At 61.5% G+C, this 24,216-nt stretch carries 20 protein-coding genes; 7 read left to right on the forward strand and 13 right to left on the reverse strand.

Going from position 1 to position 24,216, the window contains the following annotated elements; all coding sequences use genetic code 11:
• Positions 1-5: 5 nt before the first annotated feature.
• From nhaA to JOE65_RS06345, 3 genes are all read right to left on the reverse strand, one after another.
• Positions 6-1,364 (reverse strand): Na+/H+ antiporter NhaA, encoded by a 1,359-nt coding sequence (gene nhaA / locus JOE65_RS06335; RefSeq protein ID WP_205162422.1) that lies wholly within the window; start codon positions 1,362-1,364, stop codon positions 6-8.
• 146 nt (positions 1,365-1,510) lie between these two features.
• Positions 1,511-1,732 carry an SCO4848 family membrane protein gene (locus JOE65_RS06340; RefSeq protein WP_205162423.1) on the reverse strand — a complete coding sequence of 74 codons (222 nt, stop codon included), beginning with the start codon at positions 1,730-1,732 and terminating at the stop codon, positions 1,511-1,513.
• A gap of 39 nt (positions 1,733-1,771) precedes the next feature.
• On the reverse strand, positions 1,772-2,269 hold the full coding sequence (locus tag JOE65_RS06345; protein ID WP_205162424.1) for a DUF2505 domain-containing protein: 498 nt from the start codon (positions 2,267-2,269) through the stop codon (positions 1,772-1,774).
• Between the two features lie 271 nt (positions 2,270-2,540).
• On the opposite strand from JOE65_RS06345, the gene mfd reads away from it, so the two are divergent.
• Entirely contained in the window at positions 2,541-6,140 is a 3,600-nt protein-coding gene (gene mfd / locus JOE65_RS06350) for a transcription-repair coupling factor (protein ID WP_205162425.1), read from the forward strand.
• A 7-nt stretch (positions 6,141-6,147) separates the two neighbouring features.
• Here mfd and JOE65_RS06355 read toward each other — a convergent pair whose 3' ends face one another.
• From JOE65_RS06355 to JOE65_RS06370, 4 genes are read right to left on the reverse strand one after another with little or no spacing between them, the layout of a single operon-like run.
• Positions 6,148-6,402, reverse strand: a complete 255-nt coding sequence (locus JOE65_RS06355; protein ID WP_205162426.1) for a hypothetical protein — start codon at positions 6,400-6,402, stop codon at positions 6,148-6,150.
• 26 nt (positions 6,403-6,428) lie between these two features.
• Entirely contained in the window at positions 6,429-7,106 is a 678-nt protein-coding gene (deoC, locus tag JOE65_RS06360; RefSeq protein WP_205162427.1) for a deoxyribose-phosphate aldolase, read from the reverse strand.
• Positions 7,107-7,134: 28 nt separating this feature from the next.
• Positions 7,135-8,886, reverse strand: a complete 1,752-nt coding sequence (locus JOE65_RS06365; protein ID WP_205162428.1) for a phospho-sugar mutase — start codon at positions 8,884-8,886, stop codon at positions 7,135-7,137.
• Positions 8,887-8,922: 36 nt separating this feature from the next.
• Positions 8,923-9,723 carry a purine-nucleoside phosphorylase gene (locus tag JOE65_RS06370; RefSeq protein ID WP_338021562.1) on the reverse strand — a complete coding sequence of 267 codons (801 nt, stop codon included), beginning with the start codon at positions 9,721-9,723 and terminating at the stop codon, positions 8,923-8,925.
• 57 nt (positions 9,724-9,780) lie between these two features.
• Between JOE65_RS06370 and JOE65_RS06375 the strand changes: the two genes are divergently transcribed.
• Entirely contained in the window at positions 9,781-11,181 is a 1,401-nt protein-coding gene (locus JOE65_RS06375; protein ID WP_205162430.1) for an NAD(P)H-quinone dehydrogenase, read from the forward strand.
• Positions 11,182-11,235: 54 nt separating this feature from the next.
• On the opposite strand, the gene JOE65_RS06380 is transcribed toward JOE65_RS06375, so the two are convergent.
• A complete protein-coding gene (locus JOE65_RS06380; RefSeq protein WP_205162431.1) occupies positions 11,236-13,005 on the reverse strand; it encodes an acetyl/propionyl/methylcrotonyl-CoA carboxylase subunit alpha in 1,770 nt (589 codons plus the stop codon).
• 341 nt (positions 13,006-13,346) lie between these two features.
• Here JOE65_RS06380 and JOE65_RS06385 point away from each other — a divergent pair, with 341 nt between their 5' ends.
• Positions 13,347-14,279: a hypothetical protein gene (locus tag JOE65_RS06385; protein WP_239536637.1), complete on the forward strand. Its 933-nt coding sequence runs from the start codon at positions 13,347-13,349 to the stop codon at positions 14,277-14,279.
• 237 nt (positions 14,280-14,516) lie between these two features.
• Here JOE65_RS06385 and JOE65_RS06390 read toward each other — a convergent pair whose 3' ends face one another.
• From JOE65_RS06390 to JOE65_RS06410, 5 genes are all read right to left on the reverse strand, one after another.
• Positions 14,517-15,167: a Maf family protein gene (locus JOE65_RS06390; protein WP_205162432.1), complete on the reverse strand. Its 651-nt coding sequence runs from the start codon at positions 15,165-15,167 to the stop codon at positions 14,517-14,519.
• 68 nt (positions 15,168-15,235) lie between these two features.
• Positions 15,236-16,621: a dicarboxylate/amino acid:cation symporter gene (locus JOE65_RS06395; protein WP_205164057.1), complete on the reverse strand. Its 1,386-nt coding sequence runs from the start codon at positions 16,619-16,621 to the stop codon at positions 15,236-15,238.
• A gap of 199 nt (positions 16,622-16,820) precedes the next feature.
• Positions 16,821-18,539 (reverse strand): DUF885 domain-containing protein, encoded by a 1,719-nt coding sequence (locus JOE65_RS06400; RefSeq protein ID WP_338021563.1) that lies wholly within the window; start codon positions 18,537-18,539, stop codon positions 16,821-16,823.
• A 77-nt stretch (positions 18,540-18,616) separates the two neighbouring features.
• Positions 18,617-18,844, reverse strand: a complete 228-nt coding sequence (locus JOE65_RS06405; RefSeq protein ID WP_205162433.1) for an acyl-CoA carboxylase subunit epsilon — start codon at positions 18,842-18,844, stop codon at positions 18,617-18,619.
• The gene (locus JOE65_RS06410; RefSeq protein ID WP_205162434.1) at positions 18,841-20,436 is read right to left on the reverse strand and encodes an acyl-CoA carboxylase subunit beta; all 1,596 of its coding nucleotides are present in this window, start codon (positions 20,434-20,436) and stop codon (positions 18,841-18,843) included. The genes JOE65_RS06405 and JOE65_RS06410 overlap by 4 nt, the downstream gene beginning before the upstream one ends.
• A 196-nt stretch (positions 20,437-20,632) precedes the next feature.
• Between JOE65_RS06410 and JOE65_RS06415 the strand changes: the two genes are divergently transcribed.
• The 4 genes from JOE65_RS06415 to JOE65_RS06430 all read left to right on the forward strand — a co-directional run bounded on the left by JOE65_RS06415 (position 20,633) and on the right by JOE65_RS06430 (position 24,163).
• Positions 20,633-21,499, forward strand: a complete 867-nt coding sequence (locus JOE65_RS06415) for an SDR family oxidoreductase (protein WP_205162435.1) — start codon at positions 20,633-20,635, stop codon at positions 21,497-21,499.
• A gap of 22 nt (positions 21,500-21,521) precedes the next feature.
• A complete protein-coding gene (locus JOE65_RS06420) occupies positions 21,522-22,406 on the forward strand; it encodes a biotin--[acetyl-CoA-carboxylase] ligase (RefSeq protein WP_205162436.1) in 885 nt (294 codons plus the stop codon).
• A 64-nt stretch (positions 22,407-22,470) separates the two neighbouring features.
• Positions 22,471-23,046: a PH domain-containing protein gene (locus JOE65_RS06425; RefSeq protein ID WP_205162437.1), complete on the forward strand. Its 576-nt coding sequence runs from the start codon at positions 22,471-22,473 to the stop codon at positions 23,044-23,046.
• Entirely contained in the window at positions 23,030-24,163 is a 1,134-nt protein-coding gene (locus JOE65_RS06430; protein WP_205162438.1) for an adenylate/guanylate cyclase domain-containing protein, read from the forward strand. The genes JOE65_RS06425 and JOE65_RS06430 overlap by 17 nt, the downstream gene beginning before the upstream one ends.
• The last annotated feature ends 53 nt before the right edge of the window (positions 24,164-24,216 follow it).

Below are 24,216 nucleotides of genomic sequence, written 5' to 3' on the forward strand. Positions count from 1 at the left end.
TTGTCCTAGCGTCCCTCGTAAACATCGGGGATGCCGTCCTCGTCGCTGTCCACTTTTTCCTCTTCCTGAATACGTCGGTAGTGCCTGTTACGTATCCGCAGGATGATGGTGGCGAAAATGGCCGAGATCAATGATCCGGCGAGAATGCCCAGCTTGGCATGGTTGTTGTGCTCTGTTCCCTGCGCAAAGCTGAGGTCGTTGACCAACAATGAAACGGTGAAACCGACACCAGCCAGTACGCCAACACCGAGAATATCCACCCACTTCAGGTTGGGGTCGAGATTGGCGCGCGTGGTTTTTGTCAGCGTCCACGTGGTTGCCATGATGCCTATGGGCTTGCCCAGGACCAGGCCCGCTACAATACCGATGGTCACCGGATCCGTGGCCGCCTTGATCATGCCTTCAACCCCGCCGAGGACAACACCGGCGGAGAAGAATGCGAACAGCGGAATAGCGATCCCGGTTGAGAGGGGACGGAACCGGTGCTCGAAGACTTCCGCGAGACCCGGCTTATTAGGCCTGGGTGTGACTGCACGACCGTCTTTCCGGCGCAATACCGGAATCATGAAACCGAGTAAAACCCCAGCAACAGTGGAGTGAACGCCGGAGGCGTGCATAAGTCCCCAGACAACCATGCCGATGGGCAGCAGGATGAACCAGGCAGCGGAGATACGTTTTCCAAAGAATTTTGGATTTTTCTGAGCCAGGAAGGCAAAGAGTGCCAACGGTAGCAGCATCCATAGTAGGTAGACCAGCTCAACGTCCTCGGAATAGAAGAACGCGATGATCGCGATGGCAATCAGATCGTCCATGACAGCCAGCGTGAGCAGGAAGATCCGCAGGGCGCTTGGCAGATGCGAGCTGATGACGGCAAGAACGGCCAGCGCAAAGGCGATATCCGTTGCCGTGGGGATGGCCCAGCCGCGCAGTGTCTCCGGTGAGGTCAGGTTGACGATCACGTAGAAGATCGCCGGGACCATGACGCCGCCGAAGGCAGCGGCCACGGGAACAATGGCCCGGCTGATGCGGCGCAGGTCCCCGGCGATGAATTCACGCTTGAGTTCAAGGCCTGTGAGGAAGAAGAAGATCGCGAGGAGTCCATCCGCAGCCCACTCGCCCACGCTGAGCTTCAAATGCCACGGTTCATACCCAAACTCGAAGTCCCGGATGGCGAAATAGCTGTCCGCTACCGGTGAATTGGCCCATGCAAGCGCGAGCACCGTAACAATGAGCAGTAAGATCCCGCCAACGGTTTCCTTGCGCAGGATCTCGTTGATCCGCAGCGTTTCACCATAGCTGCCCCTGGACAAAGTGGTGTTGCCTGGACCGGCTCCGGTGCCAGCGGGCGGATCTTCCTTGGCCATTGAGGGCTCCTTACGCTTCTGGGGCGCGGCCCGGGGCACGGCATGCCCGGTCTTCCCAGTACCGGTTGCCCACTTTACCGGTGAGCGGTGTCACATGGGAAAAGCGGGCCCTATGGGACCCGCTTTTAAGCCGTGCCCGGTCGTGCTCAGCCCATGAGGGCACGGACGCCGATGACGGCCGTTGCCACCCCGAGGATGATCGACGTGCTGATCAGCATCAGGTGAATCGTCATGAATCGAGTTGGCTGGCCGTTCTCGTTGCGTGCGCGCGGATCCTTGAGGATCCTGCGAAGGAACGCCGGCCACACAATGATGGTCCAGATCCCGTTCAGAATGAGGATCAGGGCCAATGGGGTTGGCATGGACATGGTGTTACCTCTGCAATCTTAATGGGACGGACGCATGCCCTAGCGGGACTCGAGCCACTTTTCGGCTTCAGCGGCCTGAATGTTCAGTGCTTTGCCAATCATAGGTTCAGCGGCGTCCGCAATTTTTCCACCGAGGAACGGAATGGAGGACGTGACCTTGCCATCAACCTCGACGCGGGTGCTTTCGCCGTCGGCCACCAGCTTCTGGACGGCATTGACGTTGATTGGAACGCCACCAACGGAAAGCTCAACGGTGGCCTGCCGGGAGCCGTCCTCAGCGGGAGCGGACCAGTTTTCTTTCTGGGTCACGGTCAGCGTCGCGCCAACGAACTTCTTGGCGATGTCCGGGAGCCGATCGGTGGGAAGCGTGCGCACAACGGTCAGACGGAACGGACCGTCAGTGGCGCCCTCGACCTCCAACGACTGCAGCTCACCGCCCACATGCTCGCTGGTGTGCTTCAGGAAGGCTTCGTCCGTGAAGACTCCGGTAATGGTGGCGGGGCTGTACGGCAGGGTGGTTGAGGCGTTCAATGCCATGGGGATCCTCCGGTGGTGGTCTGGGGCTGGCTAGGGACTGGCTTGGGGCTGGCTTGGGGTTGGCCCGGCGGCGCTCTGCGCGCGGGGGCCACTGAACATTCTAGGCGTTGGGAGCCCACCGAATACGTCGTCGTAACCATCCCGCTATCTGCCGGTAAGCTGGACATGCGGCCCGGAGTTCACCAGAACTTCGGGTAAATGCATTGCGCTGTGTCGTGCCCGATTCCCGGTTGGGCGAGACCAGAAGCCAAGGAAATCAAGGAGAGCGTACATGAGCCTCAACGGACTGCGCACAGCCCTTGCCGAGGATCCGTCCTACCAGCGGGTCCGCGCCTACGCCTCTCGGCCAGTAGATTCGCGCGCTGACGATCTCCAGGTATCGGCCCCACCCGGCATGAGGGCGGCACTCCTTGCCGAGATGATCGATGGCTTGAGAACTCACACCCACGACGACGGCGCCGCGCTGCCTGTCGTGCTGGCTGTCACCGCCACGGGACGTGAGGCAGAAGATCTGGCCGCGGCATTGCGAAGCTATGTGCCGTTGTCAGGCATCGAGGAATTCCCCAGTTGGGAGACGCTTCCGCACGAGCGCTTGTCCCCGAGGTCAGACACCGTTGGACGACGACTTTCCGTCCTCAGGCGCTTGAACCACCCCGGCAGTAGCCCCATCGACATCATCATTGCTCCGGTCCGGTCCGTGGTTCAACCCATCGTCTCTGGACTCGGTGATCTCAGTCCGGTATCGCTGAAGGTGGGACAGGAAGTACCGTTCACCGACGTCGTGCGTTCCCTGGCAGAAGCGGCCTATGCCCGCGTGGACATGGTGACGCACCGTGGCGAGTTCGCGGTCCGCGGAGGCATTCTTGATGTCTTCCCGCCCACCGAGGATCATGCGTTGCGCATTGAGTTCTTTGGTGACGAAGTGGAGCAGATGCGTTGGTTCTCCGTGGCAGACCAGCGCTCGCTGGACACAGCCAATGAGAACCCGCCGCAGGAACTCTACGCGCCGCCGTGCCGCGAACTCCTGATCACGCCCTCGGTCATGTCCAGGGCCGCCCGGCTGAAAGACCAGATGCCCGCGGCCGCAGACATGCTCGAGAAGATCGCGGGAGGCAACGCCGTCGAAGGCATGGAATCGTTGGCCCCGGTTCTGGTTGATCAGATGGTTCCGTTTCTGGAGGAGCTACCGAAGGGCTCGATCGCCGTGGTGATCGAGCCGGAAAAGGTCCGCGCCCGAGCCCATGACCTGGAGACCACCAACGAGGAATTCCTCGCCGCCGCATGGTCAACGGCGTCGGACGGAACGGCAGCACCGGTGGACCTGGCGCTTCAGGGGGACCTGGAGACGGCCAGTTTCCGGTCCATCGCAGAGACCCGCACTGTTGCACAGGCGCACGGAGTCTCCTGGTGGTCCATCACCACCTTCGCCCAGGACGACGAACTGGTGTTGGACATCGATTCCTTGACCGTGAACGCGCGCGAACCGCGCGGTTATCAGGGCGACGTCGCGGAGATGATGGAATTCATCGGCAGCCGCATCCGGGACCAGTGGCGCGTGGTCGTGGCCACTGAGGGCCCCGGCCCAGCCCAGCGACTGGCCGAACTCTTCCACGATTCAGACATCCCCGCTGCGCGCGTTGACGAGCTGAAAGACTCGCCGCAGCCGGGCATCATTGAAATCACGACGGCGACTGCCGGCCGCGGATTTGTCCTCGACGGACTGAAACTGGGCTTACTCACCGAGGCAGATCTACTGGGACGAACCAGTGCCGGCTCTACCCGCGACATGCGGCGCATGCCCTCCCGCCGCCGAAACGCCGTCGACCCCCTCCAGCTACACGAGGGCGATTCCGTGGTGCACGAACAGCATGGTGTGGGCCGGTTCGTGGAGCTGATCCAGCGGACCACCGGCGCCGGTACCGCAAAGGTGCTGCGCGAATACCTGGTCCTTGAGTACGCGCCCTCCAAGCGCGGCGCACCAGGGGACCGGCTTTTTGTGCCCACCGATCAACTCGACCAGGTCACCCGTTACGTGGGAGGGGACGCGCCTGCCCTGTCCAAGATGGGCGGCTCGGACTGGTCCAGAACCAAGAACCAGGCCCGTAAGGCTGTTAAAGAGATCGCCGGAGAGCTGATCCGCCTCTACTCGGCGCGCATGTCCTCCCGCGGTCACGCCTTTGGCCCAGACACACCATGGCAGCGCGAGCTCGAAGAAGCTTTCCCCTATGTGGAGACGCCGGATCAGTTGACCACTATCAACGAGGTCAAGGCAGACATGGAACGAGAAGTCCCCATGGACCGCCTGATCTCCGGAGACGTTGGGTACGGAAAGACCGAGATTGGTGTTCGCGCCGCGTTCAAAGCCGTGCAGGACGGCAAACAGGTGGCGGTACTGGTGCCCACCACACTCCTGTCGCAACAGCACTACGAAACGTTTTCAGAACGGTTCTCCGGATTCCCCGTCCGCATTCGGGCACTGTCGCGCTTTCAGAATGCCAAAGAAGTCCGTGAGACCGTTCAGGGTCTCAAAGAAGGAAGCGTGGACGTCGTCATCGGGACGCACCGCCTCCTGTCCAAGGAGATGGAGTTCAAGGACCTGGGCCTGGTGATCGTCGACGAGGAACAACGTTTTGGTGTCGAACACAAGGAAGCGCTCAAGAAGATGCGCACCAACGTCGACGTCCTGGCCATGAGCGCAACCCCCATTCCACGAACACTCGAAATGTCGCTCACGGGCATCCGCGAAACCTCCACTCTGGCGACGCCGCCCGAAGAACGACACCCGGTCCTGACTTACGTGGGCCCGTACACCGACAAACAGGTATCCGCCGCAGTCCGCCGCGAACTCATGCGCGAAGGGCAGGTGTTCTTTGTCCACAACAGGGTGTCCTCCATCGACAGGACCGCAGCAACCCTGCGAGAGCTTGTCCCCGAGGCACGGATTGAAGTGGCCCACGGACAAATGAGCGAGGCACGGCTCGAACAGATCATCGTGGACTTCTGGGAAAAACGTTTCGATGTTCTGGTGTGCACCACCATCATTGAAACGGGCCTGGACATCTCCAACGCCAATACCCTCATCGTGGACCGGGCCAATAACTTTGGGCTGTCCCAGCTTCACCAGCTGCGCGGACGCGTGGGTCGCGGCCGCGAACGTGCGTACGCCTACTTCCTGTATGCGGTGGACAAGCCGCTCAACGAAGTGGCTCTGGAGCGGCTCAAGGCTGTGGCCTCACACAACGAACTTGGTGCGGGGATGCAGTTGGCGTTGAAGGACCTCGAGATTCGTGGCGCCGGAAATATGCTCGGTGGCGAACAGTCAGGGCACATTGCCGGCGTCGGCTTTGACCTCTACCTGAGGCTCGTTGGGGAAGCAGTGGCTGATTACCGCGGCGAAACCGAGGAAAAGGTCGCGGAGATGAAGATCGAGTTGCCGGTCAACGCTCATCTTCCGCACGACTACGTGCCGGGGGAGAGGCTGCGCCTGGAGGCTTATCGCAAACTCGCCTCAGCGGTAACGTATGCGGCCATTGATGAAGTGGTCGAGGAGCTCAACGACCGCTACGGCGAGCCACCTCAGACCGTCATGAACCTGATCAACGTAGCCCGTTTCCGTGTCCGCGCACGCGCTGCAGGCCTCACCGATGTTGCCCTGCAAGGCAATTTCGTCAAGTTTGCCCCGGCCGCAGACCTGCCCGAATCCCGTGCCATGCGGCTACAGCGTATGTACCCGGGTTCGCAGGTCAAAGCCACGCTCAACGCGGTGATGGTACCCAAACCGAAAACCGCCCGGGTTGGTGGGCGCGACCTCACGGACGCTGCCGTCCTTGACTGGGCGCAAGGCGTCCTTGATGCGGTTTTCGGCGAGTGAGTATCGACTAAATACGGTTTAGCCCGCCGCCGGAAGAATCGCGGCCCATCATAGTGTCCGAGCGCCCCAAGATGGTCTGGGGAATCCAGAACGCCAGGCCAAACAGGACCAGCGCGAGCGCCCACGGCCATACATTGGTCAAGGTCCCGAAACTCAGAGCCCAGAGGGAACCCAGGAAGAGCGCGAACATGAGGATGAAAACCAGGAGGTTTCCCACGAGGAAGCCTTCGCCGGAGTGGGTTGGGTGAGTGGGACGGGGCATGATGATTCTCCTTGTGTCGTGACCAGCTAGTACGCTGACGTTCCTTGTTCACCCTTAACAATAGCGATACCGGAGCTGGCCCCGATACGTGTGGCGCCGGCGTCGATCATTGCCATGGCATCCTCTACTGAACGAACGCCGCCGGAGGCCTTCACCCCAACGTCCGGACCCACGGTCTGACGCATCAGGGCTACGTCCTCAACGGTGGCTCCGCCGCCGTTGAACCCGGTGGACGTCTTCACAAAATCGGCCCCTGCAGCGACAGCCGCTTGGCACGCGAGTACTTTTTCCTCGCCGTTGAGCAGTGATGTTTCGATGATGACTTTGAGGATCGCGCCACTCTCGTGTACTGCCTTCGCTACGGCCGCAATGTCCGCGCTCAGGCGCTCGCTATCCCCGGCGCGTGCAGCCGCGATGTTGATGACCATGTCGATCTCGTCCGCGCCGTCAGCAACAGCTCCCCGGGCCTCGAACACTTTGACCTCGGTGGGCGTGGCACCCAACGGGAACCCGATGACCGAACACGTGAGCACTCCGCTGCCCTTGAGCTCATTGCGGACGGTACTGACCCATACGGGGTTCACGCACACAGCTTTGAACCGGTATTCCGCAGCCTCGCGGCACACCGTGAGAATGTCCTCACGGCTTGCCTCGGGCTTCAGGAGCGTGTGGTCGATGTAGGAGGCGATCGGCTGTGCCGTCATGTTCAGGGGTCCTTTCGTGGAGGCTGTACTACTGTGCGGGGTTGGTGAGCCCAAGGGCGGCGCGGACGTCCGCGAGCGCGGTGTCCATGGTGTTACGGGCGCGGCTTCGTGCCGCACCGACGTCGCCGTCGGCCGTGTTTTCGATGACTTCGAGGTAGCACTTGAGTTTTGGCTCGGTGCCGCTGGGACGGACAATGACGCGGGTGCGGTTCTGGGTCAGGTACAGCATGCCGTCGGTCGGCGGTAGCTGCGCAGTTCCTGCGACCAGGTCCACCACGTTTTCCACCGGTGATCCAGCGAACGACGACGGCGGTTCGTTGCGCAGACGATCCATCATGGTGCCGAGCAGGTCCACATCCTCCACGCGCACGGAGAGCTGGTCACTCAGGTGCAGACCGTGGCTGAGCGCCAGGTCATCCAGCAGGTCGAACAGGGTGCGCCCCGCGGCGTGAGTGTGGGCGGCGAGTTCCGCGATGAGCAGTGCAGCGGAGATGCCATCCTTGTCCTTGACGAGGTCCGGTGCCACACAGTAACCGAGTGCTTCCTCGTAGCCATAGGACAGGTGCGGGACACGGGAGATCCATTTGAAGCCCGTCAGGGTTTCCACATGCGCGTAACCAGCTTCCGCGGCGATCGACGCCAACAGTCTGGACGAGACGATCGAGTTCGCGAACACCGGCACAGCTGAGCCGGGTTCGTTGCCGAGCCTGGCGACCATATGCGCTCCCAGCAGGGCACCTACTTCATCGCCGCGCAGCATGCGCCAGGTGGCGGTGGCCGTGTCAAGGGCTGCCACCGCTGCACGGTCGGCGTCCGGGTCATTGGCCAGGACGATGTCCGCGCCCACATCCGCGGCGGCTTTCAGGGCCAGGTCCAAGGCCCCTGGTTCTTCCGGGTTGGGGAAATCCACGGTAGGGAAGTCCGGATCAGGGTCAGCTTGCTCGGCCACCAGTAGGACGTCGTCGAACCCGGCTGACTCCAAGACCTGTATGGCTGTTGCACCGCCCACCCCGTGCAGGGGTGTGAGCACAATTTTCAGGTCGCGTTCGGGATAAAGGGCCGGACGGGCGAGCGCGGTCACTGATGCCACGTAGTCGGTGACGATGACGTCAGGGAGAACTGTCCAGCCGTCGTCGGCCAGTTCAATGCTGCCGCCGTCGCGTGCATCCTGAATACAAACCGCTATTCGGGCGTCGTAGGGCGAAACGATCTGAGATCCTCGCCCCGACTCCTCCACCGCACGGCCGCCGAGGTAGACCTTGTACCCGTTGTCCTGTGGCGGATTGTGGCTGGCGGTGACCATGACACCGCCGTCGCAGTCCAGTGCCCGCACCGCATAGGCCAGCACCGGCGTCGGCAAGGCAGAAGGGAGGAGGAAAGTGGTAATGCCCGCAGCCGCAAACACGGCCGCCGTGTCCAGGGCAAACACATCCGAGTTGTGACGGGCATCGAATCCAATCACAGCCCGCGGCGGCCCACCTTCGCGAACAGCGTCGGTCAGAAAACGGGCAACACCGGAGGCAGTGTGGCGTACCACCACACGATTCATCCTCATGGGCCCCGCACCCAAGGGTGCCCTGAGGCCCGCCGTACCGAACTCAAGGGTCCCGCTGAACCTGTCCTCGATGTCCAGCAGGGCGACCGCGCTCGCAGGGCCGGCGTCGCTGACTTGGACCAGAAGATCCAGTAGTTCCTGTTGGGTTGCCGGGTCCGGATCGGCCTCAGCCCACTGCTGGGCGGCAGCGAGAATCGCGGAGTCGTGGCTAGCGCTCGAAGACATGCCTCAAACCTACCGCGTACATGAGGACAAAAGCCGTTAGAGCCTTCCCAAGATGTCCGCGAGAAGCCGTGAAATCCGGTCTCCGGCAGTCTGTCCAGCCTCGATGACTTCGGCGTGGCTCAGGGGGCTGTCGCTGATGCCGGCTGCCAGGTTCGTGACCAGCGACATGCCGAAGACCTCCATGCCCGCATGGCGCGCTGCGATGGCCTCCAGCGCTGTCGACATACCGACGAGATCGGCGCCTATGGTCCGCGCATAGCGCACCTCGGCAGGAGTTTCGTAGTGCGGACCGGTGAACTGCGCGTACACACCCTCATCCAACGAGGAGTCCGCCGTGCGCGCAATGTCACGGATGCGCGACGAGTACAGATTCGTCAGGTCCACGAAGGTGGCACCTTCCAGAGGCGAAGCCGTCGTCAGATTGATGTGATCGCTGATGAGGACCGGCGTACCCGGTGTCCAGAGTGGGTTCAAACCGCCACAACCGTTGGTCAGCACCATGATGCCGGCGCCGGTGGCAGCAGCGGTACGCACTCCATGGACGACCGAACGCACACCGCGGCCCTCATAGAAATGGGTTCTCGCCCCCAACACCAGAACGCGCTTGCCCTGCGGGGTAAGGATAGAGCGGATGGTGCCTACATGACCCTCAACGGCTGGCGCCGAGAATCCAGGGATGTCCGTGGCGTTGAGCGTGTGCGTGGTTTCGCCAATGAGGTCGGCGGCGCCACCCCAGCCGGAGCCGAGCACCAGTGCGATGTCGTGCGACGGTACGCCGGTCAGCTCCGAGATCGTTGAAGCGGCCTGCTCTGCAAGGTCAAAAGGTTCGATAGTCACTCGCATACCGTACCCGCCTCTTTGATGCATTGGGCGCAATGGGCGAGAATTGAGTACGTGAGTAATCAAATTGACTTCCATGCCCTCAAGCTCGCCATTCTGGGAGGTGGACCTGGTGGCTATGAGGCTGCCATGGTTGCCTCCGCCCTTGGGGCTGAGGTCACCATCGTTGAGGACAAGGGGCTCGGTGGTTCGGCTGTCCTGACCGACGTCGTGCCATCCAAAACGCTCATTGCGACAGCGGACACCATGGACGGGGTGGCCAGTGCACACACCCTTGGAGTGAAGTTTGACAACCCGAATGCGGCCTTCGCTGATATGGGGCAGGTCCACCAACGACTGCTGGGCCTTGCACGCGAACAGTCCGCGGATATCACGCAGGTTCTGGAACGATCAGGTGTGCGGATCATCATTGGCCGCGGACGGCTCACCGACAATTACGGCCTTGAGGTGGAGACGGAGACCGGGACGGAAACGGTGGAGGCCGACGCCGTTCTGCTGGCGGTCGGCTCTCATCCGCGGGAATTGCCCACGGCAGTTCCGGACGGCGAGCGGATTTTTAACTGGACACAGATCTACAACATCACCGAGGTCCCCGAGCATCTGATCGTCATTGGCTCAGGCGTTACCGGGGCGGAGTTCGCCTCCGCCTACAACGGACTCGGCGCCAAGGTAACCCTGGTGTCCAGCCGTGAGCGGGTCCTACCCGGGGAGGACGTGGATGCAGCCGAAGTTCTGGAGAAGGTTTTCCGCGACAGCGGAATGACTGTGCTCTCTCGTTCGCGGGCGGCAGGCGTGGAAAGAACGGCCGATGGCGTCCGCGTCACGCTGGACGATGGGAAAACGGTTGACGGCTCACATGCACTGATCGCCGTCGGTGCCATTCCCAACACGCAAGACATCGGACTGGAGGAGGCTGGAGTTGCCCTCACCGAGTCCGGTCACATCAAGGTCGACGGCGTCTCCCGCACCACTGCGCCCAATGTTTACGCCGCCGGTGACTGTACCGGCGTGTTCGCCCTTGCTTCTGTTGCTGCCATGCAGGGACGAATCGCGATTGCCCACCTTCTGGGCGACAGCGTGAAACCGCTGAAGCTGAACCAGGTGGCATCCAACATTTTCACGTCACCGGAAATCGCGTCCGTGGGAGTTTCCGAGGCCGACGTCGAATCAGGCAAGTTTCAGGGCGACATCATCAAGTTGAGCCTTCACACCAATGCTCGCGCGAAAATGATGGGTGTGCGTGATGGTTTCGTGAAGATCATTGCGCGTAAGGGATCGGGAACTGTGATCGGAGGAGTTGTTGTTGGTCCTCGGGCTTCGGAACTGATTTTTCCCGTGGCCATTGCCGTGACGCATAAACTGCACGTCGACGATCTAGCGAACACTTTCACGGTCTACCCGTCATTGACGGGCTCCATTTCCGAAGCGGCGCGAAGGCTTCACGTCCACCTCTAAGGTGTCCACGTACTGGGTCACGACAACGTTTCGACGGTCCCCACAAGGGCTCTGCTAGTCAAGGATCGCGGCGATGACAGCGCCAGCCGACACCGTTGCCCCTGCGGTTGCCATCAACCCTGAGATAGTGCCAGACTTATGTGCTGTCAGCGGCTGCTCCATCTTCATGGCTTCCAGAACCACCACCAGATCGCCCTCGGCAACTGTGTCGCCGTCGGACACGGCAACTTTGACAATGGTTCCCTGCATGGGCGAGGTCAGGTCGTCGCCGTTCGCGGCAGCCGCTGCAGCCCGGCCACGGCCCTTCTTGGGCTTCCGGCCGTTCTTGGCCGGCGAAGCACCCAACCCGGCGGGTAGCACCACTTCGAGGCGCTTGCCGCTCACTTCTACCGTGATGCGCTGACGCTCACCGTTTGAGCTGTCTGCTGATGCGGCAGGCTCAAATGGGGCAATGGTGTTCTCAAACTCCGTCTCGATCCAGCGGGTGTGAATACTGAACGGCCCACTGACCGGGGCGAACGCCACATCGGAGACGACTGCTTGGTGAAAGGGCAGAACCGTGGGCATGCCGTCAATTTTCATTTCGGCCAGTGCGCGCCGGGACCGCTGAAGAGCTTGCTCGCGGGTTGACCCCGTGATGATGAGCTTGGCCAGCATGGAGTCGAAGTTGCCGCCGATGACCTCGCCTGCCTCAACGCCCGAATCCACGCGTACCCCGGGACCGGTAGGAAGTTTGAGAGTCTCGACAACGCCGGGAGCCGGCATGAAGTTGCGGCCGGCATCTTCGCCATTGATACGGAACTCAAAAGCGTGGCCGCGAACCTCCGGATCGGTATAGCCGAGCTCCTCACCGCGGGCCAGTCGGAACTGCTCACGGACCAGATCGATCCCCGTGACTTCTTCAGAGACAGGGTGTTCCACCTGCAACCGTGTGTTGACCTCGAGGAACGAAATCACACCATCCTGACCAACCAGGAATTCACAGGTGCCCGCGCCTTGGTACTTGGCCTCACGCAGGATCGCCTTGGACGCTTCGTACAGTCGCCGGTTCTGGTCATCGCTGAGGAATGGCGCCGGAGCCTCCTCCACAAGTTTCTGGTTGCGGCGCTGCAGGGAGCAGTCGCGGGTGGAAACCACCACTACGTTGCCGCGCGCGTCCGCCAGGCACTGAGTTTCAACGTGACGGGGCGCATCGAGGAAGCGTTCAATGAAGCACTCACCGCGACCAAATGCCGCCGTGGCCTCACGGACAGCCGATTCGTACAGTTCTGGGATTTCTTCGCGGTTCCGGGCAACCTTGATGCCGCGGCCTCCTCCACCAAAAGCGGCCTTGATAGCCACCGGTAGACCGAATTCGTCCGCGAAGACCAAAACTTCCTCGGCGGACTGCACGGGATCGGCGGTACCCGGTACCAGTGGGGCGCCAACCTTTTCCGCAATGTGGCGCGCCTGCACCTTATCGCCGAGCTGACTGATAGCCGATGCAGACGGACCAATCCAGGTGAGGCCGGAATCGACGACTTTCTGCGCGAACTCGGCGTTCTCGGAGAGGAACCCATAGCCGGGATGAACCGCATCCGCTCCACAACGAAGAGCGACGTCCAAGATTTTGTCCATGACAAGGTATGAGTCCGCGGCAGTCTCGCCGCCGAGCGCATAGGCTTCGTCCGCGAGCCGAACATGCAGCGCGTCTCGATCCGGGTCGGCATAGACCGCGACAGAGGTGATCCCCTCATCGCGCGCGGCTCTGATAACTCGGACGGCAATCTCGCCGCGGTTGGCGATCAGGACCTTGGTCATGGAAGCGGGGCTGCTATGGCTCATGGGTGTGCGTGTGCTCCTTTGTGTCCTTTGGAGCCTAGCGCGCTTTTGTTGTGTCCGCCCATGATCTATGCCGGTTCTGCGGGACATCGGCTAAATTTTTGTAGAGTTGCTACAACGTGCGTGGGTGGCCCTCGCCGTCGACCCTCCCGTTTGTTGTGCAGGTCAGGGGCTCTGTGGTCAAAAGACAACCCTTGACCTGCACGACAGACATACTGCTAGGTCCGCGATCTGCACGACAGACATACTGCTAGGCCCGCGATCTGCACGACAGAATAGGGCCCCTCTGCTCAGGCTGTGGATAACTTCTGCACCCCGGGTCCGTTTCTGACCTAATAGGTAGGGTGACTGCCGCCAAACCGCTACCGAATGGCCTGGAAACCTCGCCGTTCATCCTCGAACACGCCATGTCCATGGGAGTGTCCAGGGACAGGTTGCGCGCCGGTGATCTCAGATCACCCAGTAGGTCCGTGCGAGTGTCAGTGCATAGCGCCTTCGACTTGGCCGCAAGCTGCAGTCCCTACGTGCAATTACTGCCGGGTAGCGTCATCAGTCACGGAACGGCCGGCCGTTTGCACAAGTTGGTGTTGCCCCAAGAGGTCGACGACGAACCGCGCCTTCACCTGGCGCGAAGTCCTGGGCAGGCAGTACCGAGGCGGAAACACATTATTGGGCACCGTTTGGCGCTGGAGCAGGATGAAGTGGTGCTGGTGAAGGGAGTTCGAGTGACGTCTATAGCCAGGACGTGGCTGGATCTGTCCTCGCAGCTGTCGCTGGACGAACTTGTCGTTGCCGGGGACCAGATCGTCAGTGAGCATCAGCGGAATTTTGGCCGTCGGCGCACCCCGAAAGTCTCGATGGAAGACCTCAACGCCTACATTGCCAGCAAGTCAGCCACTTCCGGGTTGTCCAAGGCACGGAAAGCGCTGGCCCTGATGCGGTTGGGCGTGGACTCGCCGCCCGAAACTCGTCTGCGGCTCATCCTGCAGCGCCAAGGACTTCCCGAATTTGTGCCGAACACCCCGATCTTTGATGAAACCGGCGATCCACAGATCTGGACCGATCTGGGGTGTCCGGCGTTCCGCATCTGCATTGAGTACGAGGGCGCGCACCATCTCACCACCGCGCAGCAAAGCCGCGACCACGAGCGGGACTACACAACAGCGCAGCTTGGGTGGATCCAGGTGAAGATCAATAAGGACGACATGGGTTCAGGTGAAAATTGGGTGACCGCCAAGGTGCAGCGCGCTCTGAAACGGCGTGGTTGGCAGGGGTAGCGCGGACCGGCGTCGCACCCTAGCTCGTCTGTTGTGCAGGTCAGGGGCTCTGACGGCAAAAGATAGCCCTTGACCTGCACAACATTTGAGGCTGCAGTCCTTGATGTGCACAACAGGCGTGGTGGGAGCCCCTGATCTCCACGGAAGAGGGGCGCCGGGCACTGAACAGGCGTGGTGGGAGCCACTGATCTCCACGGAAGAGGGTGCAGCGCGAAAAAAGGTGACGCCCCGTCCGGACTAAACCCAGAGGTCGACGATGGAGAGCCCGGTCTTGCCGAGTAGGTCCCTCAGGGTCGAGATGGAGAGGCCGACGACGGCGTGGGGGTCCCCGTCCACGCCCGTGATGAATGCGCCTCCGCGTCCGTCGATGGTGAATCCACCGGCGCAGGGCAGGGGCTCACCGGTGGCAACGTAGGCGTCAATCTCCTCATCGCTCACCTGGGCGAAACTGACACTGGCTGAGGCTACAGCGCCGATGGTGGCACCCGAACCAGCCGATAGCCCGGCCCCGCCTGAATCCGCGTCGCGGTTATCGATCAGCCAGTGGCCGGTGTGAAGCACACCGGTTTGGCCACGCATGTGCGTCCAGCGTTCGCGGGCGACGTCGGGCTCGTACGGTTTTCCATAAGCAACGCCGCCGAGTTCAAAGACGGAGTCGCAGCCGAGCACCACTGCTCCCTCGGCTTCTGGCCGGGCGGCGACGGACTCCGCCTTGGCCCGCGCCAGCAGCAGCGCTAGTTCGTGGGGCTCGGGCGTCCCATAGTGGGTTGCCACGGCAGCTTCGTCGACGTCTGAGACGAGCACATCGAAGCCGATGCTGGCGTCGGCCAGCAATTTTGCGCGTCCGGGGGAGGCTGAGGCCAGGATCAGGAGAGGGGAATCGGTCATGAGACCCAGCCTAACGAAGAGGAGCCGCACACCATGATGGCATGCGGCTCCTCCTGCCCTGGATTGCCTCAGGCGTCTCGAGTGCCTGAACCAGAGCCGACCAGAGCAGGCACGGCGCCGGATTCTTCCATAGGAACGGCATGTTCGACTGGTGCTGAATCATCGGCGAACGGGTCGCCGGTGCGCTCCGCGTTGTAGAGGCCGTGATCCAGGATGCCTTCGCGCTTGGCAACGATGGTGGGTATGAGCGCTTGCCCGGCCACGTTCACGGCGGTGCGTCCCATGTCCAGGATCGGGTCAACGGCGAGCAGCAACCCGACGCCGGCCAACGGCAGTCCCAGCGTGGATAGCGTGAGGGTGAGCATGACGACGGCGCCGGTGGTTCCGGCGGTCGCGGCAGAGCCAAGCACTGACACAAGGGCAATGAGCAGGTAGTGCACGAGTTCGAGGTCCACACCGAAGAACTGGGCCACGAAGATCGCAGAAATTGCGGGGTAAATTGCCGCGCAACCATCCATCTTGGTGGTCGCGCCGAGGGGGACAGCGAAGGATGCGTAGGCACGCGGTACTCCGAGGTTGCGCTCTGCGACGCGCTGCGTCAGTGGAAGCGTTCCCACGGAGGAGCGTGAAACAAAAGCCAGTTGGATGGCGGGCCAAGCGCCCGAGAAGTACTGCTTCACTGATAGGCCGTGCATTCGGATCAGGATGGGGTAGACCACAAAGAGCACGAGGGCGAGACCAACGTAGATGGCCAGGGTGAATTTTCCGAGGGAGCCGATGGTGTCCCAGCCATAGGTGGCGACGGCGCGTCCAATCAACCCAACGGTTCCCAGCGGTGCCAGCCGGATGATCCACCAGAGGACTTTCTGAATGACGGCCAGAGCGGAGGCGTTGAAGGCCAGGAACGGTTCGGCTGGCTTGCCGACCTTCAGGGCGGCTATGCCGATGGCGGCGGCGACGACAAGAACCTGCAGCACGTTGAAGCTCAAGGATGTGGTGAGGTCACCGGTGTCGACGGCTTGCGTTGAAGCTTCGAGACCAAGGAAGTTCGCGGGAATCAGTCCCTCGAGGAATGCCCACCAGCTGCCGGTGCCGCCCGTGTAGTCCTCGGGCGGGGTAGCCGAGGAGTTCGCTCCCGGCTGCAGGACGGTGCCGAGCACCATGCCGATACTTACGGCGATCAATGCGGTGATCCCGAACCACAGCAGGGTTTGTCCTGCCAAGCGCGCCGCGTTGGTGACCTCCCGCAGGTTAGCGATGGAACTGACGACGGCGGTGAAGATGAGCGGGACAACAGCTGCCTTGAGCAGAGTGACGTAGCTCGAACCGATAGTCGAGAGAGTGGTGCCGAGGGCATTGGGGGTCTCAGTTGTGTGACCGGTGTACTTGGCGATCAGTCCAAGGACGAGGCCAAGGAGTAGTCCGGCGATGATCTGGGGGCCGAAGGAAGTCATCCACCGGGGAATTTTCCTGCGCGTTGGCTGGGGGCTGATGTTTGTGCTCACTTGGAAACCGTAAAGGTGAACATTTAGCAAGAAAACTCTAGATTGAGAAATGTTACGCGGACGCTCATGTTGGTGAACAGTAATATAGCTGCGGGATGAGCGTAAATGTCCGTCATCTCGCAGCTATAGGTGGTAGAAAGCCCTTGCATCAGTCCAGAAGTGCACGCCTGAGTGTGTCCAGTCCCACAGATCCCATATTCAGTGCACGGCTGTGGAAAGCCTTGAGGTCAAAGCTGCTGCCCTCGCGCTCGCGAAGTTCGTCGCGGATCTGCTCCCAGAGACGCTGGCCAATCTTGTAGGACGGTGCTTGGCCTGGCCAGCCGAGGTAGCGGGTGAACTCAAACTTCAGTTGCCCCTCGCTGATCGCGATGTTCTTCCGCAGGAATTCATAGCCTGACTCCGGTGTCCAGGTGCCATGGCCCCAACGCTCAGGGATATCGAGTTCCAGATGGACGCCGATGTCGAAGACAACGCGGGCGGCGCGCATGCGCTGGGCATCGAGCATGCCCATCCGGTCGCCGGGATCTTTCAGATAGCCCAGTTCTTCCATGAGCCGTTCCGCATAGAGCGCCCAGCCTTCACCGTGACCGGAGGTCCAGCACATGTTGCGCCGCCAGTTGTTGAGGATATCGCGGCGGTAGGTGGCCGTGGCAACCTGCAGATGGTGTCCCGGAACACCCTCGTGGTAGACGGTGCTGGTTTCGTTCCAGGTGGTGAAAGTTTCCTCGCCGGCTGGAATGGACCACCACATACGTCCGGGCCGGGAGAAATCGTCTGTTGGCCCGGTGTAGTAGATGCCGCCTTCATCGGTGGGCGCGATCATGCATTCGATGGTGCGCATGATGTCGGGGATGTCGAAGTGGACGCCAGCGAGCTCCGATACGGCTTTGTCCGAGAGTTTCTGCATCCACTGCTGGAGTTCTTCCTTGCTGTGCAGCTGCCGCGAGGGATCCTCGTTGAGGATCTTCATGGCCTCTTCGACGGTGGCGCCGTCCTTGATTTCGTTGGCAACCTGCTCCTGCTCCGCAATAATGCGGGCCAGCTCTTCAACGCCCCAGGTGTAGGTTTCCTCGAGGTTGACCTCGGATCCGAGGAAGCGGCGGGACATCAGCGAGTAGTGTTCGCGTCCCACGGCGTCCTTTGCCGGTGCCACGGGCAGGAGTTCCTGTTCGAGGAAGTCAGCGAGTGAGTTGTAGGCGTTCCTGGCGGATTCTGCACCGGATGCAAGATCTGCCCGGGATACATCGTTCAGTTCGCCCTCAGCAGCTGAAGCCTCAGCCACCATGGTGGCAAAAAAGCCGTCCGCGGCTGCGTAGCGGCGGGTCTGTTCAATGACGATCTGAACCTGGCGGGTAGCGGAGACGATACCGCGGTCGCGGGCTTCGCGAAGCGAGGTGATGTAGCCGCCCAGAGCTTCCGTCACGTTGGCCAGGCGCCCAGCGATATGGCCCCACTGCTCCGCCGTGTCGGTGGGCATGAGGTCGAAGATCGCCCGGATGTCCTGCGCAGGGCAGGCAATGTTGTTAAGGTCCGCGAGGTTGAGGCCAGTTTCGTGGATCTCGAGTTCCAGACCAAGACGTTCACGCATCGCGTCAAGGGTGACGGCATCGACGTCGTCACTGGGCTGAAGGTCCGACAGCCGCCGAAGAGTCTCACTGGTCACTTCCGCGAAGGCTTCGTGGCCGGCGGGGGAGTAATCCCGGTATTCGGTCTCACGGCCCGGCATACCCATGCTGGTGGCGAACCCAGGATCGAGTTCCAGGGCGGATTCCGCGTAGGCGTCTGCCACTGCGTCAATGGCCGTTTTAGGCCGGGCAGAGTCATCCGCTAGGTCGGTCAGAGGCGTAAAATCTGTTTCGTAGGTCACACCCAAAGCCTAACCGCAACGTGGCCTTTGATTCCAAGCCGAGCAGGACGTTCGTGCTGCTGAGCAGGAAATGTTACCTAGTGAGCGCCGCGTTTCCACGCTCCACGGCCGGGTGAAAGCCGTCGTCGTGCCAGCTCCCGCCTACCCCACGTTCGCGGGTTTCCCGCCGGTGTCGAGTCTTCCGGCACTGAACCCAAACCGGCGACGACGGCGGTCAAGGCAGCTAATTCCTCTGGCGTCGGGTGGCCGGAAACCACCTGCAGCAGCGGTTCTGGGCGGTCGCCGTCGTCCTCTAGCGTGGTCATAGCGGAATGTTCCCGTGCTTCTTGACTGGTAGCGAAGCGCGTTTTTCGCGCAGCGCCCTCAGCCCGCGCACAATCTGTAGGCGCGTATCCGACGGGGCGATCACGGCGTCAATATAGCCAAGTTCGGCAGCCTGGTACGGGTTCAGGAGTTCATCTTCGTAGTGACGGACCAGCTCTGCCCGCTTCTGCTCAACGTCCTCACCATTTTCTGCGGCAGCGACGAGGTCCCGGCGGTAGAGAATATTGACGGCTCCCTGAGCGCCCATGACGCCAATCTGCGCGGTGGGCCAGGCAAGGTTGATGTCCGCGCCGAGCTTCTTGGAGCCCATCACAATGTACGCACCGCCGTACGCCTTGCGTGTGATAACCGTTAGTTTGGGCACTGTCGCCTCGGCGTAGGCAAACAGCAGCTTGGCACCCCGGCGGATGATCCCGTTGAATTCCTGGTCCTTGCCAGGCAGGAAACCCGGCACATCGACCAGGGTCAGGAGGGGAATGTTGAAGGCGTCGCAGTGACGAACAAAGCGTGCTGCTTTCTCGGAGGCACTGATGTCCAGTGTCCCGGCGAACTGCATGGGCTGGTTCGCGACGATCCCCACGGTATGACCCTCCACGCGTGCGTATCCCACTACAACGTTGGGTGCGTAGAGCGCGTGCATTTCCAGGAAGTGGCCGTCATCGGCAATGTTCTCAATGACCTTGTGCATGTCATAAGGCTGGTTGGCGGAGTCGGGGATGAGTGTGTCCAGCGCCCGGTCTTCGTCCGTGATCTCGAGCTCTTCGTCAAACTCTGCCGGAGGAGCTTCAGCGAGGTTGTTCGAGGGAAGGAAGTCCAGAAGCTCACGGACAAACTCGATGGCGTCGCGCTCATCGGAGGCAAGATAGGTGGACGTCCCCGTAGTCGTGCTGTGTTGCCGGGCACCACCGAGAGTTTCCATGTCGACGTCCTCACCCGTGACGGTCTTGATGACGTCTGGTCCGGTGATGAACATGTGTGAGCTCTTGTCCACCATCACCACGTAATCCGTCAGCGCCGGTGAGTACGCTGCGCCACCGGCGCACGGACCCATGATGAGAGAGATCTGCGGGACCACTCCCGAGGCATGGACGTTATTACGGAAGATATCAGCGAACATCGCCAGGGAGGCAACGCCCTCTTGGATCCGGGCGCCTCCGCCATCGTTGATGCCCACGACGGGGCAGCCATTGCGCAGCGCAAATTCCTGGACCTTGACAATTTTCTCGCCGTTGACCTTGCTCAATGACCCGCCATAGACGCTGAAGTCTTGAGCGTAAACAGCGATCAGACGCCCGTCGACCGTCGCGTAACCGGAGACGACGCCGTCGCCCAGGGGTTTTTTGCGTTCCATACCAAAGGAGGTGGACCGGTGAACGGCAAGGGCATCGAACTCCACAAACGATCCCGGATCCGCGAGCATGTCAATGCGCTCGCGGGCGGTGTTCCTGCCACGGCTGTGCTGTTTCTCTATGGCAGCGGCGCCCGAGGGTTGCAGGGACTCCGCCTCCCGCCGGCGAAAGTCCGCGATTCTTCCCGCAGTGGTGGAAAGGTCAATCGCCTGTTCGCTGCTCATCAATTCTCCGGATCGCGGTTGCTAGTTTCGGGACTTAAGTAGGTTATCTACAACAATCCCGGTGTCCAGTTCAGTCTAGTGGGCTCTTTATGTCGTTTAGCTGTGGAGACCCTACAAGGTCGGTCGATATGAGTTGGCCCGAATTGCATATTACTGACGGGTAACATAATAAATGACCCTGGTTTAGGCTGGTGTCATGACAACAGATGCGCTCACGTCAACCGCCCAAAGCCACTCGGGGCGTTCCCTTCAGGGACGCACTATCCTCATGTCCGGTGGAAGCCGCGGAATCGGGTTGGCCATTGCCTTACGCGCGGCCCGCGACGGCGCCAACGTTGCCATCATGGCCAAGACGGGGGAGCCACATCCCAAGCTCGAAGGCACCGTGCACACCGCGGCGGCAGCTATTGAGCAGGCCGGCGGCCGTGCTCTGGCAATCGTGGGGGACGTCCGCAACGACGACGACGTCGTGGGCGCCGTTGAACGCACCGTCAAGGAATTCGGCGGGATCGACATTGTGGTCAACAACGCTTCGGCTATCGACCTCTCCTCCACGAGCGAGGTATCGATGAAGCGCTATGACCTGATGCACGACATCAACGTCCGCGGGACACTCATGCTGTCCAAGTTCTCCATCGAGGCCTTGAAGAACTCGACGGCGGCGCACATCTTGACTCTGTCACCACCGCTGAATCTGGACCCGAAGTGGGCGGGTTCGCATCTTCCTTACACCATGGCTAAGTATGGGATGAGCCTGACAACGCTTGGTCTAGCCGAGGAGCTGCGTCCGGACGGCATTGGCGTGAATTCGTTGTGGCCCTGCACCCTCATTGATACTGCGGCGATCCGTAATATGCCTGGCGGCCAGAAGATGGTCCAGGCCGCCCGCAGCGCGGACATCGTTGCCGATGCTGCACACGCAATTCTTACCCGTGACCCGCGCAGCTGTACCGGAAACTTCTACACCGATGAGCAGGCACTCGGCGAGGAAGGCGTCAGTGACTTCACCACCTACAGTCTGGGCGCGCCGGAGGACCAGCTGGTCCGCGACATGTTCCTCTAGAGTCCCGCCTAGGATTGAGCTCATGAGCCATCGTTATTCCAATCTGGAACGTCCGGGCCTAAATGAACGTGAGCTGGTTGAGGCTCTGTGTGCTCCCCGGGGACCGTTTTCCCGCCTTGAGCTGGTGAATGAAACGGGGTCCACGAATACGGATCTGGTTGCCCATGCGCTGGAGGGCCGGGAGGTTTGGCCCGATCTCAGTGTCCTGACCGCGGAAATGCAGACGGCCGGCCGTGGCCGTTTGGAGCGCACCTGGACCGCCCCTGAGCGCAGCTCGATCATTGTCAGCGTCCTGCTGCGTCCGGCGAATGCGGACCAGATTCCCGTTCCCACCCGTAGCTATTCGTGGCTCTCGCTGCTGGCTGCGCTCTCACTTGTTGACGCTGTCCGTGACCGTGCGCAGGTGCCGGCGACCATCAAATGGCCCAATGATGTTCAGGTGGATGACCGTAAGCTCGCAGGTCTGCTGGCGCAGATGGTGCACAGCCCGGACGGCACGCCGCCAGCCGTCGTCGTCGGTGCCGGAGTGAACGTTTGCCTGACCGACGACGAGCTGCCGGTGACCAGCGCAACCTCCCTATTGTTGGAGTATGCGACGACGACAGACCGAAACATTCTCCTCAAGGCCTATCTGCGTGCCCTGGCGCGTAACTACCGCAGCTTCTGCGATGTCGGCGGTGACGCGTTCACACCATGGCCGGACGGTACCTCGCTGGCCGCGAAGATTGCTGCTGTCATGAACACGATCGGAGAGCACGTCCGTGCGGAGCTTCCTGGAGGTGAACAGGTGGTGGGCTATGCCACCGGTCTCGACCGGGATGGTTGCCTGCAGATTCGAGATAACCAGAACGTCATGCACACAGTGTCAGCCGGCGACGTGGTCCATCTGAGACGGACCGGACCCTAGCCACCGGTAATCTGGTGGTGGCTGGATATTGGTCAGCGAAACTCTACCGGGCAGGAGGCACACCATGCGGTTGCGCTTACATGCCGGTGAGCACGTCATTGTCGCTGCCCGGCCGCAGGGTCGGTGTTTGTTGTGGCCGGTCCTGCTGGGGCTGATTCTCACTGGTGCGGCGGCATATTGGTTGGGCTGGGCGGGCCGCTCGGCCCACCCCTCGGGGCTTGCGCAGTGGCTTCCGGTGCTGGTGCCGACCGTTCTGGTGGTGCTGATGCTGATGTTCCTGCGATGGGTGTTCTACCCGTTGCTGGCGTGGTTATTCACGAGGTTTGTCTTGACCAATAGGCGGCTGATTTTCAGGCGAGGCATCCTGAGCCGGCGTGAACATGACCTGCCACTGCCGGTGATTTATCAGCTGGATAGTTCCCAGTCCCTGACGGACCGGATGTTCGGTGGCGGGACGCTGAGCGTGGATCTGGGCCGGGACCGCAGCGTGCAGTATCGGGACGTGCCGCATATTCACGCGTTCAAGGAGTATGTTGTGGGAGCCGTTGAGGAACTTCCCATGACCGTGATGTTTGATGGTGTAGATATGGACGTGGAACTCGGACGCGAAACGGAATGGATCGATGATGACCGGCGGTAGTGACGGGTGGGATGAACTGCCCCAGACGCCGCATGGTGGTTCGGCGGATGAGCCTGCCGAGCAGGAGTCCACGGAAGACGTCAACCGACGCACCATCCGCGACCTGGAAATTGAACTTCTAGGCTCAGAGCGCACCCTTAAGCGACGCGAAGTCGCAGCCGGCGCAGGGGTGTCCCTGTTGTCTGCCCGCAAATTCTGGCGTGCTATGGGTTTCGCGAACCTCGGGGACGAGGACGTCGCGTTCACCCCGAATGACCAGGAGGCGTTGACAACCATGGTGGGCATGGTCCGCACAGAGCAGCTCACGGAGGAAGCTGTCATCTCGATTGCCCGGTCGATCGGTCAGATGACGGACCGCATGGTGGTGTGGCAGGTCGAGGCCCTCGTGGAGGAATTGGTGGACCAGCACCAGCTCACCGATGTGGACGCGCGCAAGCGGCTCGTGGCTGGGTTGCCTGCTCTCATCGAACCGCTGGAGAAAACGCTGGTCTACGCATGGCGGCGCCAGTTGAATGCCGCGGTGCAGCGGCTGGCACTGCGCGCGGAGGCGGGTCTGGTCACAGAGGGTGATGTCCCGTCCACGCCGGACGACGACGCCCCGTTGCCCTTGGCCCGCGCGGTGGGATTCGCAGATCTGGTGTCCTACACGAGTTTGTCCCGGCAGATGAATGAAAAGACGCTCGCCCAGTTGGTGCAGCGGTTCGAGAATATGTGCGCGGAGATCATTGCGGTCGGTGGTGGGCGCCTGGTGAAAACGATCGGCGATGAAGTCCTCTACATCGCGGATACGCCGGTGGAGGGTGCGCAAATTTCGCTCGCCCTGGCCAAGGCGTTCACCGAAGATGAGCTTCTGCCTTCGGCGCGTGTGTCGATGGTGTGGGGGAGGATCCTTTCCCGGTTGGGCGATATCTACGGCCCTACCGTCAATCTGGCAGCACGGTTGACGGCCCTGGCGGAGCCGGGAACGGTGCTTGTGGATGCTTCAACTGCCGTGACTCTGCAGGACAATGACAGGTTTGTGTTGGTGCCTGGGGAAGTAAAGTCCGTTCGGGGTTTCGGTGAGATCTACCCGGTGACGGTGTATCAGGGAACGGGTTCCGGACTCGTCGTGGACTGACGGTATGACTGTCTGATTCGAGGGGAGTTCTGCCCATGTCAAGGGGTTGGCCG

The organism is Arthrobacter roseus (genome assembly GCF_016907875.1).
Taxonomy (GTDB): Bacteria; Actinomycetota; Actinomycetes; order Actinomycetales; family Micrococcaceae; genus Arthrobacter_J; species Arthrobacter_J roseus.